Here is a 14156-nt window from a genome sequence, read left to right as displayed (position 1 = left end):
GTGCAACGGAGGCGGTGCGCTGCTGGGTGCTACACTGCCAGCAGGTTCGCCACTAATTCTTCCGTTAACTCATCGAGTGAATGAATTCGCTCGTGCGCCTCGTGCGCGGCATCGGCTTCGAGGTGAGCGTAGTTGCCGCGCAGGATGCGTACCGTGCGGAAGCCCCGCGGCTTGATGCCCACAAAATCCTTACGGGGGTTGTCACCTACGTAAATCACCTCACCGGGCCCCACCCGCTCGCGGCGGCAGATCAACTCAAACACGTGTGGGTCGGGTTTGGCCCGGTGCCGGCCGTAGCGGTTGGTGAGGTAGGCGTGCCGTACGCGGGCGTTCAGGTGCAGGGCCGCCACCTTCCGGGCCTGCACCTCCTTGTGGCCGTCGGTAACCAGGTAGAGAGGCCGAGCGGCAAACCGAGTCAGGCAGCGCTCCGCATCGGGATAGAGCACCAGCTCGGGCTGGTGCTGACGGTAGGTGCGCAGGCAGCTAGTCACCAAGGATTTGGACCAGCAGCCGTGCCGGCGCAGCACAGTGTCGAATACCTGGCCCCGCCCGTGGGTAGCTTCCTCGGCCACCATGTCCGCTGCCAGCGCCGCCGCGGGCACGGCCAGCAGTGGGCTCAAAAATGCGGCCACCGCCCCAAACCCGCCGTGCACGTAGCTCAGCTCGGGGTACAGGGTATCGTCGAGGTCAAAAACAAGAACGGGCATGGGCGCTGGGGCTTAGTGGAGTTGCTGCTCTTTCCTCGTGCCTCCTGCCCCGCTCGTTGTTAACCGCCGCGTTACATCGGCGGCAGCGCGCACTTGGCGCAATGGTTCCGGGGAGGGCAGGAAGGGGAAGTGGTTTAAATCAGCCCCGGCCGCTTCCTGCAAAAACCAAAAGAAGGAATCCACACCCGCGGTAATGCCCAGCGTGGAGGCCCCGCCAAAACGGCAGTTGCACTCGATGAGGTGCAGTTCGCCATCGGCCGTAAGCAGCGCTTGCAGCACCAGGGGACCGTACAGACCCAGTTTTTCCACCAGGCTGGTGAGGCGGGCCACCAGGCCCGGGTCGGTGAGGGTGGTGGTTACCTGCGATTCGCCGCGCACCACCACGTCGCGGGTGCGCGGCACGAGGCCCCGGACCCGGCCCTGGCGGTCCACGTAAGCATCCACGCTGATTTCCTGGCCCGAAATAAAGGGCTGGAAGACAGGATTCTGCAGGGCATGAGCGTGGGCCGCCGCCGCCGCGTACGGTAGGTTGAGCCCCAGGCTAAGCGAGCCGGCGCCGTGCCGTTCCTTCACCACGAACGCCGCGTTGGGCGGTTGCGGCATCCGGGCCGTTGCCAGGTCGTCCAGAGTCAGGCTGGTGGGAATGACGGGCAAGCCCTCCTGCTGGCCGAACCGAGCAAATTCGAGCTTGTCGAGGCAGCGTTGCACGGCGGCCGGGTCGCTCACCAGCACGGTTACGCCGGCCGCGGCCAGGGCGGCGCGGTGTCGGCTCCAGTAAGCCAGCTCGCCGTCGCGGGTGGGCACCAGAAAAGCGATGCCCCGGGCCCGACAGCCGGCCACTATTTCGGGGAGCGCGGCGTCGCTCAGCGCGGGCATAGCCCAGAAGTCGTCGGCCAGCGGACGCGCCAGGGCATCAGGGTTGAGGTCAGCCCCAATAACCCGGGTGGCGTAATGCACGCGCCGGGCGGCATCCTGCACGGCCCGCAACAGCGGCACTTTCGCGGCCAGGCTCGTCACGAGCACGTGGCCCCGGAAGGCGCCCAGGGGCCGAAAGCAGCTGTGAAACACGGTGTCGACCAACTGCCCGGCTACGCGCACGTGGCGGGGTAGCCGGGCCTCTTCGGTGAAACCTTCGGCCTCGAGCACCTGAGTGAGGTAGGGGCGCACGTCGTAGGCTTCGGTGTTGATTTTTTGCAGCGCTAAATCCTCGAACGCTACTTGCCGCAACAGGTGGAGGTAGGCCGCGAAATCGGCCTGGAAAGTGGGGATATGGGCATTACGGCCGGTTTCGAGCAGGAAGGAAATCTCGGCCCGCTGGGCTAGCCAGTCGATGTGCACCAGCCCGCCGTAACCGATGAGCTCCTCGTCTTTCAACAGCGAAAAAAGCAGTTGCCCGGGCTGCTCGGCTGTGAATAAGGGGGCGACCACCTCGCGAAAATACCGCTCCTGCGCCTCCACGGTGAGGGGCGCGGCCTGTCGTAAAATGTCGAGCTGCGCGTTGCGCCACTGCCGGATGGCTTCCTGGTCGCTCAGCCGGATGGGCACCAGGCGGTAAGCGCCGTAGTGGTAGTCGTTCAGGCGAAGAATTCGGTAGGAAGACAAAGGAGCAGAGGGTTGAATGGAAGGAGGTTAGGATTACGACCTGCGCGAGCAGGAGAAAGTAGTGTGCTGATAAACAGCGTTTCGCGCTAAAAGAACGTGATGATAAAAAACAGCCAGCAGAAAGGACGTCATGCTTTGGCTGCGCGGACGCCGGACGAGCATAATATTTTGATTACCAAAGTATTAATTGTTCTTCCCTGGCTGCTATCAAATCACTACGTAAGAGATAAGCGGGTTTAGGGGGCTACGGCGTAGGGCGTAGTTGGCTACGCCAAATACTTCGTCGAACGCCAGGGTTTCGCCCGGAAATTCGGGGCAGTTCAGCTCATCGAATGCCAGGATGGCCCCTTTGGTTAGGCGGGGGCGGATGGCTTCGAGGCAGGCTTTGGTGGGCGCGTAAATATCGAAATCGAAGTAGGCGAAGGCGATAATCGTTTCGGGGTGGTCGCGCAGGTAGCGGGGCACAGTTTCAGTGGCATCGCCGGCTACGAGCTCAAACTTGCGCTTGTGCGGGATGGGGCTGTCGGCCTCGTGCAGCGCCAGGATTTGGGTAAGGTAGTCCTGGTAGTTGGCCGTTACACCGTAGTCGCCGGCTTTCACCTGGTGGCCATCTTTGACGTCTACCGACGGAAACCCGCTAAAGGTGTCGAAGCCAATAATTTTGCGATTGTAGTTGAACGGCTCGTAAATGCCACGCAGGGCGTGCAGCAAGGCCAGGTTCTGGCCCCAGCGCACGCCAAACTCCATGGCCACGCCGTGCACCGGAATGATTTGCTGGTACAACTCAGTAAGAAACAGCAGCCGCGACAGCGTTTGGCGGTTTAGGTAGAGGCCGAGGTTGCTCAGCAGCTCCGCGTTGGGCAGGGGCGACTCGCGCAGGGTCTGGGCAAAGCTCTCGCGGCGGGCCGTTTCGGGCGCCGTGGCCCCGCTAAGGACGGAAATGGTGGACATCTTTAGTTGTCGGTTGATAATTGTCAGGAGTTAGTGCTCGGTCCTCTGGTGCTGGTTGATTGTCTTCGAAAACCAGAGGTCGAGCTAACTAACAACTAAGCAGGCTGCAAAAAAGCGACAATGCTGCGGCCCAAGCCCACACCTGCTAGGCCTTCGTAGTAGGTAGCAACGGCCACCAGCGGCGCGGTTTGCAGCAGGAAGTTGTCTTGTTCCAGCCGGGCTTGGTGGGCCGCTTTGCCCAACTCACGGTTCATTATGTAGTTGGTGGCTGGATTGAGCAAGTTGAGGTCAATGGGCTGGTCAGCTAGTACTTTGGCTACGTGCCAGCCCGTGGCCGCAGCCAGATTGCGCAAGCCGTTGTGATTGAAGTACGACAAGTGGTCGGGTAGCACTACCCAAAACGGCCGGTCGATTTTCCCAGTGTCGAGCAGATGCTGCTGCAGGGCCGAAAAATCATTGGGCACGTCAACCATCAACACTCCTTGAGGCTTCACTAGCGCCCGGCATTGGCGCAATAGCTCGGCTGGTTCCAGTACGTGTTCGAGCACATTGTCCAGCCACAGCACGTCGAACTGTGTGCCGGCTTCCACGAGTTTATCCAACTCTTCGTACAGGTCACCTGTGCGCAGATGGGCGCGCAAGGCTGGCTGAAATTTCTCCAGGCTGAAGCTGCTGAAATCCAGCCCCAGTACCTCCCAATTCTGGCGCTGGAAGTACTCCAATGCCCACCCTTCACCGCAGCCAATGTCGAGGAACGAGCCCCCACTCGTGGATGCTGAAAGGGTGTCAGAGCCGACGTCCGGCTGGCGTAACTGCGTCAGTACCCAGTAGCGCAGGCGCAGCTTGCCTTCGATATGCTCCAACTCCTCGGGTGGGTAACTAGTCGGGTAAGCTGTCCGTTCTTCCTGGTAGTAGCGCTGGGCGTAGTAGTGGCGCAACTCCTCAGGCGAGGGCTTGTGCTTGATTTCGTGAAAGCCAAACTCGTTCAGGCGCAGGGTGTCGGGCAGGTTCATGTAGTTTTTTGCTCAATGTGGGCATTCAAGGCCATGATTTCGGGATGAGCAACGAGCAGGGCGAGCAAGTCGGTCACGGGCAAGTCAGCCGCGTTATGTCGCTCAATAAGAGCGCGCAATACCTCGTAATCTTCGGGCGTGTCAAGCGTAATGCGGAATCGGCTGAAGTCGCCGCCCGGCCACACTTCGTTGCGCTGAATCACGCGGCCCGCCGTAGCCGGGTTAGTTTTGAGGTAAGGTGTCACATGCTCCCGCTCGTAGGGCAGGGTGGCGTGGGCGTAGGCTTCAGCCAGTAACTCCATCGAAAAAATCTCAAAGTCTAAGCCTCGCGGGTAGGTGCGTACGACAGAATTAGAGCGGTAAACTAGCGGATTGTTCTCGGCTAGATAGCGGGCCACGGCATCCCCAATCAGCGGGCCATCCACCAGCGGGCAGTCACTTGTAACCCGCACAATGGTGTCGAGGCCATAACGCTGAGCGGTTTCGTAGTAGCGAGCCAGCACGTCGGTTTCGCTGCCTCGGTGGTAGGGGAGGTCGTGGGCTTTGGCATAGGCGGCCAGCACGTCGTCGGCCGGCTCGGTAGTGGTGGCCAGGAAGATGGGCAGGCCGCTCTGCCGCAGCCGGGCCACGTGGTAATCGAGCAGCGGCCGACTGTCTGCGGGCAACAACACCTTGTTCGGCAGCCGGGTACTGCCCATGCGTACCTGCGAAATAATACCAGCGTGCTGCATCAGGCAGTAGTTTTTTCGAGCAGGTACACAGCATCCTGGTTGCTGTGCTCTGCGTCGTTGATGTACGAATAGAGCTGCTGTTTCACGGGGCGCAATTCCAGAAAATTATCCAGAAAGAGCTGATCGAAGGTAGTTTCCCACAAAGAACCCTCGTTGCCATGGTAGTTGATGGCCGTAGTTTTGGGCGCGTAGTACTCGTGGCCCATGATTCCCGGCCAAAGTCATCGAACCAAAAAAAATCCTGTCGGATGTGCGGCAAAATTAATTATCTGTTAATGTAAATATTAAAGCTGTTGAGGCAGTCGCTTAAAATCCCTCTGTGCGAATGCAAGATGACTAGGCTGTGCAGAGGCAAAAGATATTTCTAAGCAATTTTAATATGCGTGAACATCCTGCTTCAGTGGTGTGGATGCCAGATTATCAGGACACTCTGCTATATGATTTTAATTTCTCTGCCCGTCTGTAAAAATTCAACAATGCACGCCACCACGTAGTCCTGCTCCTCGTCAGTGAGGGTCGGAAAAAGCGGGATGCTGAGGCAGTGCGCGTAGTATTCTTCCACCCGTGGGAAGTCCCCGGCCCGCCAGCCCAAGCCTTCGTAGTAGGGCATGCGGTGCACCGGGATGTAGTGTACCTGGGTGAAAATCTGTCGGGTTTTGAGGAAGTCGTAAAGCCCTTTGCGGTCGGCCACCTGAATAATGTAGAGGTGGTAAGCGTGGCCGGGGTGGGCCGGGGCCAGCACGCGCACCCCGGCCACCGGGCCGAAGGCGGCATCGTAGCGCGCGGCGAGCTGGCGGCGGCGGGCCAGCCCCGCGTCGGCGCGGGCGAGCTGGCTCAGGCCAAGGGCGCAGTTGAGGTCGGGCAGGCGGTAGTTATAGCCGAGCTCCTGCATTTCCATGTACCAGCCGCCGTCGGGCTCGCGCACCAGGTCGGCCGGCTCGCGGGTGATGCCGTGGGTGCGCAGGCGCAGCAGGCGGTGAAACAGCTCCTCACTGTTGGTGGTAATCATGCCGCCCTCGCCAGTGGCAATGTGCTTCACGGGGTGGAAGCTGAAGATGGCGAGGTCGGCAAAGCGGCCATTGCCGCAGCGCTGCTCCTGGCCCCGCGAATCAACGAAAAAGCCGCCCGGCGCGTGGCAGGAGTCTTCGATTATCCACAGCCCAAACTCATCGGCCAACTGGCGGGCCGCTTCCAGGTTGACGGCCAGCCCGGCGAAATCTACCGGGATCAGGCCCGTGAAGTAGCCCTTAGGGTGCGCTTCCAGCAGGCGGCGCACCAATGCCAGGTCCAATAATCCCGTGGCTGGGTCGATATCGGCAAAATGCACCTCCCCGCCGCAGTAGCGCACGCAGTTAGCCGAAGCCGCGAAGGTGAGGGGCGAAGTGATAACGCGCTGGCCGGGCTGCACCCGCAGCGCCAATGCGCACAGGTGCAGGGCCGCGGTACCATTGCTGACGGCCACGGCATAGCTAGCCCCCACGTACGCCGCAAACTGCCGCTCGAACTCGGCCACGGTGGGCCCCTGGGTCAGAAAGTCGTGTTGTAAAGCGTCCGTTACGGCCGCTACATCAGCCGCGGTGATGTGCTGGCGCCCGTAGGGCAGGGCGCGGGTGGGGCGGAAGGTCGAGGTCGGTTCAGACATGGGGCGAGCGGGTAATATCAGACCGCGAAGCTAGCATCTACGTGCACCCGGATTTCCTCCCGGATCTGCTCGATACTCAGCCAGTCGTTGTTATTAGCCGAATCGTATTGGAAGCCCAACGGTACCCGCCGGCCGTTAAATCTCTCCACGAATTTATCCACACTCCAGGTTGGCAGCGAGGGCAGGATAACGTAGTAGCGGTCCAGCTCGATGGTGCTCAAGGCGTCGGTTTCGGTAATCATGGCCTCGTGCAGCTTCTCGCCCGGGCGAATGCCGACAATTCTCTGCTCGCACTCCGGGCCAATGGCGCGGGCTACCTCGGTAATTTTATAGGAAGGAATCTTGGGTACGAAAATCTCCCCGCCCCAGGCGTTTTCCAGCGCGTAGAGCACTAGGTCGACGCCTTCTTCGAGCGAAATGTTGAAGCGCGTCATGTCGGGGTGGGTGATGGGGAGCACGCCCGTGTGGCGCTGCTGCAAAAAGAACGGCACCACCGAGCCGCGCGAGCCGATTACGTTACCGTAGCGCACCACCGAAAAGCGCAGGTCGCGGGCACCCTTCATGTTGTTAGCCGCCACGAACAGCTTATCCGAGCACAGCTTGGTAGCCCCGTAAAGATTAATGGGCGCGGCGGCTTTGTCGGTGCTCAGGGCCACCACTTCCTTGACCCCGCAGTCGAGGGCGGCATTAATGACGTTTTCGGCGCCGAAGATATTGGTTTTGATGCATTCCATCGGGTTGTACTCGGCCGCGGGCACCTGCTTGAGGGCGGCGGCGTGAATCACGATGTCGATGCCTTCGCAGGCGCGGTGCAAGCGCTGGCCATCGCGCACGTCGCCAATGAAATAGCGAATGGCCGGGAACTTGGCCAGGCTAAATTCCTGGCTCATCTCGTACTGCTTCAGCTCGTCGCGCGAGAACACCACGAGGCGCCGCACGTGCGGAAACTTACTAAATACCGTACGCACGAATTGCTTGCCGAATGAGCCGGTGCCCCCCGTAACAAGGATGGATTTATGGTTGAGGTCGAGAGGCATGAACTAAAGCTAGGCCGAAACAGGACCACAAAAGTAGTTCGCAGGAATGTAGCGTGGACTCTGCGAGTCCGCGCCCGGACCAGACCCAAACGTTCCCGAGCGTCCCAGAATGCCCACGCGCGGACTCGCAGAGTCCACGCTACATTCCCGACCTTTGGCCGGCGGAGCTTCTGCCGCGTTGCGAATGCTATTCAATTCCCTGCACTTCTTAGTCTTTTTCCCAGCAGTAGTCGGGCTGTATTTTGGCCTGCCGCCCCGGTGGCGAGAGCTGTTGCTCTTGCTGGCCAGCTACTATTTCTACATGAGCTGGCGGGCGGCCTACGCTCTGCTGCTGCTCGCTACTACGCTGCTCGACTACTACAGCGGCTACCGCATGAGCCAGCTGCCCAGTAAGCGCGCGCGTCGGCCCTACCTCTACCTCAGTCTGGCCAGCAACTTGGGTACCCTGTTTATCTTCAAGTACTTTAACTTCTTTCGTGCGGCGGCCGGGCAGTTGGCCAGCGGCCTGCACCTGCCGGCGGCAGCCCTGCCGGCGTTTGGGCTGCTGCTGCCGGTGGGGGTGTCGTTCTACACGTTTCAGTCGGTGGGCTACATCATCGACGTGTACCAGGGCCGTCTGGAAGCCGAGCGAAATTTTGGGCGGTTTGCGTTGTTCGTAGCGTTTTTTCCGCAGCTCGTAGCCGGGCCCATCGAGCGCGGCGGGCACATGCTGCCGCAGTTCCGGCGCACCCACGAGCTGGATTATGCCCGCGTGGTGAGTGGTCTGCGCCTGATGGCCTGGGGCTTGTTCAAGAAAGTCGTGGTGGCCGACCGCCTGGCGCTGCTCGCCAACCCGGTGTTCAACAACCCACGGCAGCACCCGGAAGGGCCGCTGCTGGTGTTGGCCGCGCTGGCCTTCACCTTTCAGATTTACGGTGACTTCTCAGGGTATACCGACCTGGCCCGGGGGGCAGCCCGGGTGCTGGGCTTCGATTTCAACCTCAACTTCCGGCAGCCTTACTTGTCGGCCTCGGTGCCTGAATTCTGGCGGCGCTGGCACATCTCGCTGTCGAGCTGGTTTCGCGACTACTTGTACATTCCGCTGGGTGGCAGCCGCGTCGGCCCGGCGCGGGCTTACGGCAACCTGCTGGCCGTGTTTCTCATCAGCGGTCTCTGGCACGGGGCTAACTGGACCTTTCTGGCCTGGGGCGGCCTGCATGGCTTGTACTTGGTTATCAGCACCTGGGCCCGGCCCGGGCGCGAACGGCTGGCGCAGCTAATCGGCCTGGCGGCGCACCCCCGGTTGCGGCGGGGGCTGGGAATGATGGTTACCTTCATCCTGGTGGCTTACGCCTGGATATTCTTCCGCGCCAACACCCTCAGCGACGCGGTTTTCATCACCGAGCACCTGCTCAGCGGCTGGAGCTCCCTGACGGGCCGGCAACTGGGCATTCTGCTGCTGGACTTTTCCCAGCACTATCGTCCGGAGCTGGCGCTGGCGGCCTTCAGCGTCTTCACCATGCTGCTTGTCGAATACCTGGGGCGCCACCGCAGCCCGCAGGCGTGGGTAGCGGCCCAGCCGTTCGCCGTGCGGTGGTCGGGCTACGTGGGCCTCACGCTGCTGATTCTGTACCTGGGCATTTTCAACAGCACCAGCTTTATCTACTTTCAATTTTGATGTTGTTCACTATCCATTCCTCGTCGCTAATTGGATAAGTCCGCCGTGTCTCGTTTGCTTGGGCGCCTGTTGCTACTGGCCAGTGCGGTATTGGTCGGTGCCCTGGCGCTGGGCCCGGTCGTGCTAAAAGGCCGGGTCGATGCCTTCTACGGCCGGTTTATCAGCCCACCCGCGGGCAGCTTGATACTGGGCACTTCGCGGGCGGCCCAGGGCATTCAGCCGGCGGTGCTCACGGCGCAGCTGGGCCAGACCTGGGCGGGGCCGCTGTTGAATTACGCCTTCACCCTCACGCATTCACCCTACGGCCCGGCTTACCTGCGCAGCATTCAGCGGAAGCTCCGGCCCGACGTTACCAACGGCCTGTTTATCGTGGCCGTCGACCCGTGGTCGCTCTCGCTCGCCGGCCCCGAAGGCCACTTTCCCGAAACCAATTCGTTTATTGGCCAGCTCCAGCAAGTCAGCCAGAAGCCCAACCTGGACTATCTCATTCGTTACCAAACCAAGCCGCTCTACCGCCTGCTGCTCGACTATGCCACGGCCGCCGAGCGCCTGCACCCCGACGGCTGGCTCGAAGTCAACATCGGCACCGATAGCGCTCAGGTGCGGGCCCGTACTGCCCGCAAAGTGCAGGACTACCGTCGCCTGGCTGCCACCCACCACCTTTCGGCGGGGCGCCTGGCGGCCTTACGTCAAACCATCCGGTTTCTTCGTCGGCACGGCCGGGTGTATCTGGTTCGCCTGCCGATGGGCGCGCCGCTGTTCCAGCTAGAGCAAGCCTACCAGCCGGACTTCAATCTACTCATGCGGGAAACCGCCGCTACGCTGGCCGTGCCTTATCTCGATTACAGCACCCAGCCCTATGCCACCACCGATGGCAACCACCTTGAGCGGGCCGCCAGTCGGGCCTTCAGCCAACAGCTGGCTGCGGATTTACAGCGGTTGTAGGTAATCGAAATCTGGTGGACGACACGGGGTAGTGGGGTGGTGCCACGAATTCCGCGGAGCGGTTCGTGGTACCACTACTCCCAGAACGATGCTCGCCAGGGTTGTTCAACGAGCAGTGGTACCACGAAGCCCTGCGGGCCATTAGCTACGCTGACCTACGGTTCGTGGCACCACTCCGCCACCCTGCCACTTGGTTCAGGCGCGCACCAGTGCCGCGAGCCGCTGCGTCAGGGCTGCGCGGGAGTACCGTTTGTGGCTCACCGCGGGCAAGTCCAGGTTGGGGTTGAGGCGCCACTGCCTAATCAAGCTCTCCACCGCCTCCCGCATCAGGGCAGAATCTTCGTAGGGCAGCGCATGGCCCGCGGCGCACTCCTGCAAAAGGTTATCGGCATCGGAGCCGCTGGGGCCAATGCACAGAATGGGCTTGTTGGCAGCCAGATACTCGAATATTTTGCCCGGTAAGATGCCGAAGTTGCGGGGCACGTCGGGAATGGCCATCAGCAGTGCTGAGGCGCTCAGCAGGTAGTTAACCGACTCATCGTGCGGCACGAAATCGATGAATTCCGTGGCGGGTAGTAGCCCTGCCCGTTCAATTTGTTCGCGCAGCCCGGCCGATACCTGGCCTACGAAGCGTAACCGTAGCGGTACGTCGGGGTGCAGGGCGGCGCAGTGTGCCACCGCCTCGAGCAAGCGGCCGATGTGGTACAGCTCCGTGATGGTGCCGGTGTGCGTGATGCGCAGGCAGTCGGTTGGGGGCTGCGAGGGCTGCCGAAAATCCGACTCGTCGTATCCGTTAGGCAGCACGTGGAATTTTGAGGACGGCAAATCCGGCAGCTTAGCCAGAAACAGGCGCTTGGTTTCGGGTGAGGTCACCAGCACGGCATCGGCGTGGGTGAGCACGCGGCGCTCATATTCAGCGTCGAGCCAGGCAGCCAGGGGCGTGTGGTGCAGCCCTTTATAGTAGTAGATGTCTGTCCAGGGGTCGCGCAGGTCGGCCAACCAGCGGAGCCCGTGGCGCTTCTGGAGGGCCAGGCCGATGAGCTGGGTGGAATGGGGAGGCGAGGAGGTGAGTACGGCATCGAACGTCTCGCCGGCGGCCAATAGCTGCTGTACCGCCGCCAGGGCGTGGTGGTTCCAGCCCCGGCGCGGGTCGGGAATGAAGAAGTTGCCGCGCACGAAGCGCAGGGCTTTTTGCAGCAGCCCAGGCTTGCCTTCGTTGGCGAAGCCGCCGTGGGGAGCGGCCCGGCCGGTCAGCTTTTTGTAGGACTCAAAGGGCTCGGTGGTGGGCGTTCGAACGATGCGCAGGCCCGCCGGTACCTCGGCCAGTAGGCTCTCATCTAGTACGGGGTAGGTGGCCTGCGCCGGATCCACGGTAATCACGGTGGGCTCGACGCCAAAGTGGCCGAGGTGCTTCACGAATTTCAGGCAGCGTTGCACGCCGGCTCCGCCCGACGGTGGCCAGTAGTAGGTAATGACGAGCAGACGCAGCGGGCGGGGGGAGGGCACGGAAGGGAATAAGAAAAACAACCGCAAAGCTACGTGAACGACACGCTCGCCGTTGCCGTAACTTTGCACTGCCCCGCTCTTGCGCTACGCCTCATGAACAACGACCAAATCAACGAGCTGCTGTCCCTCATGGGCCAGCAAATCAAGGAAAATGCCGAGTTGCGCGTGGAAACTAACCGCCGCTTCGAACAGTTGACCGAGGTGATGGTCAACGGCTTCCTACGTTTGGAGGACAAGCTCGGGGAACGAATCGACAACGTCGCCGCCAGAGTGGACCATCTCACCGACCGGGTAGACCATCTAACTGATCGAGTAGACAACCTAACAGGTCGAGTGGACCACCTCACTGACCGGGTAGACAACCTAACGGGTCGAGTAGACCACCTCACCGACCGGGTAGACCATCTGACGGGTCGAGTAGATTACCTCACGGAGCGAGTGGACCACCTGACTGACGAAGTCACGGAGCTGAAAACAGACATGCGCGAAGTCAAAGAGCAAAGCCAGGAAACCAACCGCCGCCTCGGCAACATTTTCGAGCACACCGGCCAATTGACCGAAACCACGCACGCCGCCGGCCTGCGCCTAAGTCGGGTCGAAACCTCCCTGCAACCTACCAACGCCGAGCTCGACGCGCGCCTCAAAGCTGTTGAAGCCCAGCTCCGCAGTGCCTCGTAGCTGGCATCGCACTATAACACATTCATCTCATTAGCACATCAACACCGTGTTTGATAATCTCTCCACCAAGCTCGACCGGGCTATTAAAACCCTCAAAGGGCAGGGCAGTATTTCCGAAATCAACGTCGCGGCCACCATCAAGGAAATCCGCCGGGCCCTGGTCGATGCCGACGTTAACTACAAGGTCGCCAAAGAGGTAACCGACAAAATTAAGGATGCGGCCATGGGCCGGGACGTGCTCACGGCCGTGTCGCCGGGCCAGCTCATGGTCAAAATTGTGTACGACGAGCTGACCCAGCTCATGGGCGGCGAAAAGAAGGACATCACCATCAAGGGTGACCCCGCCGTGGTGCTGCTCTCAGGCCTGCAGGGTTCGGGCAAAACCACGTTTGCGGGCAAGCTGGCCAGCTACATCAAGCGGCAAAACCGCACCGTGCTGCTGGTGGCCTGCGACGTGTATCGCCCCGCGGCCATCGACCAGCTTAAGGTGCTGGGCGAGCAGATCGGGGTGGAAGTGTACGCCGAAGTCGAGAACAAGAACCCGGTCGAAATCTCGCGCAACGCCATCGATTACGCCAAGAAGAACAACAAGAAGGTGGTCATCATCGACACCGCCGGCCGCCTGGCCGTCGACGAGCAGATGATGCGCGAGATTGAGGCCGTGAAGCTGGCCATTAACCCCTCGGAAACGCTGTTCGTGGTGGACTCCATGACTGGCCAAGACGCGGTGAACACCGCCAAAACCTTCAACGAGCGCCTGAACTTCGACGGGGTGGTGCTCACCAAGCTCGATGGTGATTCGCGCGGGGGGGCGGCCCTCAGCATCCGGGCCGTGGTCGAAAAACCCATCAAGTTCATCTCGACCGGCGAGAAGATGGATGCCCTGGACCTGTTCTACCCCGACCGCATGGCCCAGCGTATTCTGGGAATGGGCGACGTAATCTCGCTGGTTGAGCGGGCCCAGCAGCAGTTTGACGAGGAAGAAGCCAAGCGCATCAACGCCAAAATCCGCAAAAACCAGTTCAACTTCGACGACTTTCTCTCTCAGCTGGAGCAAATCAAGAAGATGGGCAACATCAAGGACCTGATGGGCATGATTCCGGGCATGAGCAAGGCCATGAAGGACGTGGAGATCGACGACAACGCCTTCAAGCCGGTCGAGGCCATCATCAGGAGCATGACCAAGCAGGAGCGGGCCAACCCCGACATTCTAAATGGCTCGCGCAAACGCCGCCTCGCCAAAGGCTCTGGCACTGACATTCAGCAAGTGAACGCGCTGATGAAGCAATTTGATGACATGCGCAAGATGATGCGCACCATGAATAAAATGAGCCAGACCAAGGGCGGCATGGCTCAAATGGCTAAAATGATGGGCGGCATGAAAGGCGGCCCCGGCGGCATGATGCGCTAAGAAAGATCCGCCCCGGAGACGAGCCAGGGGTGGGCTACCAGCGCCAGTAAAAAATATTATCAAATATCTTGAAAAAAGCAGGAAACTGGAATTTTTTGGTTCAGTTCTTGTTAATCTATTCGTGAAAGAATAGTTTTTTAAGGTGTTTTGGTATGGAAAAGGACGCCCCCTTGGGACGTCCTTTTTTTATTGCCTTACAATCAGTATGATGGAAGTAGAAGCCTGTGGGTTATTTATTGCCTCAGCCCGTAGGTAATACGGTGTAGTATCTATGCA

13 protein-coding genes are annotated in these 14156 nt (G+C 60.6%); 4 read left to right on the top strand and 9 right to left on the bottom strand.

Translation table 11 applies throughout. The features are described from left to right. Window positions 1–29: 29 nt before the first annotated feature. The 8 genes from IC235_RS09065 to pseB form a co-directional block, all read right to left on the bottom strand. Complete coding sequence (locus tag IC235_RS09065) at window positions 30–707, bottom strand: HAD family hydrolase (RefSeq protein ID WP_191004854.1); 678 nt, start codon at window positions 705–707, stop codon at window positions 30–32. A gap of 12 nt (window positions 708–719) precedes the next feature. Beyond that, window positions 720–2309, bottom strand: a complete 1590-nt coding sequence (locus tag IC235_RS09060; protein ID WP_191004853.1) for a GNAT family N-acetyltransferase — start codon at window positions 2307–2309, stop codon at window positions 720–722. A gap of 207 nt (window positions 2310–2516) precedes the next feature. Beyond that, a complete protein-coding gene (locus tag IC235_RS09055; protein WP_191004852.1) occupies window positions 2517–3260 on the bottom strand; it encodes a crotonobetainyl-CoA--carnitine CoA-transferase in 744 nt (247 codons plus the stop codon). Between the two features lie 95 nt (window positions 3261–3355). Next, window positions 3356–4273 carry a class I SAM-dependent methyltransferase gene (locus IC235_RS09050; protein WP_191004851.1) on the bottom strand — a complete coding sequence of 306 codons (918 nt, stop codon included), beginning with the start codon at window positions 4271–4273 and terminating at the stop codon, window positions 3356–3358. Then, on the bottom strand, window positions 4270–5004 hold the full coding sequence (locus tag IC235_RS09045; RefSeq protein ID WP_191004850.1) for a cytidylyltransferase domain-containing protein: 735 nt from the start codon (window positions 5002–5004) through the stop codon (window positions 4270–4272). Before IC235_RS09045 ends, IC235_RS09050 begins: the two co-directional genes overlap by 4 nt. After that, window positions 5004–5210 carry a class I SAM-dependent methyltransferase gene (locus IC235_RS09040; protein WP_191004849.1) on the bottom strand — a complete coding sequence of 69 codons (207 nt, stop codon included), beginning with the start codon at window positions 5208–5210 and terminating at the stop codon, window positions 5004–5006. The genes IC235_RS09045 and IC235_RS09040 overlap by 1 nt, the downstream gene beginning before the upstream one ends. A 227-nt stretch (window positions 5211–5437) precedes the next feature. After that, complete coding sequence (gene pseC, locus IC235_RS09035) at window positions 5438–6646, bottom strand: UDP-4-amino-4,6-dideoxy-N-acetyl-beta-L-altrosamine transaminase (protein WP_191004848.1); 1209 nt, start codon at window positions 6644–6646, stop codon at window positions 5438–5440. A gap of 17 nt (window positions 6647–6663) precedes the next feature. Then, window positions 6664–7683, bottom strand: coding sequence for a UDP-N-acetylglucosamine 4,6-dehydratase (inverting) (gene pseB, locus IC235_RS09030; protein WP_191004847.1), 1020 nt, complete (start codon window positions 7681–7683; stop codon window positions 6664–6666). A gap of 184 nt (window positions 7684–7867) precedes the next feature. On the opposite strand from pseB, the gene IC235_RS09025 reads away from it, so the two are divergent. Together IC235_RS09025 and IC235_RS09020 are read left to right on the top strand one after the other, a co-directional pair. Continuing rightward, the gene (locus IC235_RS09025) at window positions 7868–9340 is read left to right on the top strand and encodes an MBOAT family O-acyltransferase (protein ID WP_191004846.1); all 1473 of its coding nucleotides are present in this window, start codon (window positions 7868–7870) and stop codon (window positions 9338–9340) included. Between the two features lie 45 nt (window positions 9341–9385). Continuing rightward, window positions 9386–10285 carry a hypothetical protein gene (locus IC235_RS09020; protein WP_191004845.1) on the top strand — a complete coding sequence of 300 codons (900 nt, stop codon included), beginning with the start codon at window positions 9386–9388 and terminating at the stop codon, window positions 10283–10285. 195 nt (window positions 10286–10480) lie between these two features. On the opposite strand, the gene IC235_RS09015 is transcribed toward IC235_RS09020, so the two are convergent. Beyond that, window positions 10481–11791: a glycosyltransferase family 4 protein gene (locus IC235_RS09015; protein WP_317173549.1), complete on the bottom strand. Its 1311-nt coding sequence runs from the start codon at window positions 11789–11791 to the stop codon at window positions 10481–10483. A gap of 33 nt (window positions 11792–11824) precedes the next feature. Between IC235_RS09015 and IC235_RS09010 the strand changes: the two genes are divergently transcribed. Together IC235_RS09010 and ffh are read left to right on the top strand one after the other, a co-directional pair. Then, window positions 11825–12469 (top strand): hypothetical protein, encoded by a 645-nt coding sequence (locus tag IC235_RS09010; RefSeq protein ID WP_191004844.1) that lies wholly within the window; start codon window positions 11825–11827, stop codon window positions 12467–12469. A gap of 46 nt (window positions 12470–12515) precedes the next feature. Then, window positions 12516–13880 (top strand): signal recognition particle protein, encoded by a 1365-nt coding sequence (gene ffh, locus IC235_RS09005; RefSeq protein ID WP_191004843.1) that lies wholly within the window; start codon window positions 12516–12518, stop codon window positions 13878–13880. The last annotated feature ends 276 nt before the right edge of the window (window positions 13881–14156 follow it).

It is taken from the genome of Hymenobacter montanus, assembly GCF_014699115.1.
In the GTDB taxonomy this organism is placed as follows: Bacteria; Bacteroidota; Bacteroidia; order Cytophagales; family Hymenobacteraceae; genus Hymenobacter; species Hymenobacter montanus.
This window is presented reverse-complemented; position numbering and strand designations above follow the sequence as displayed.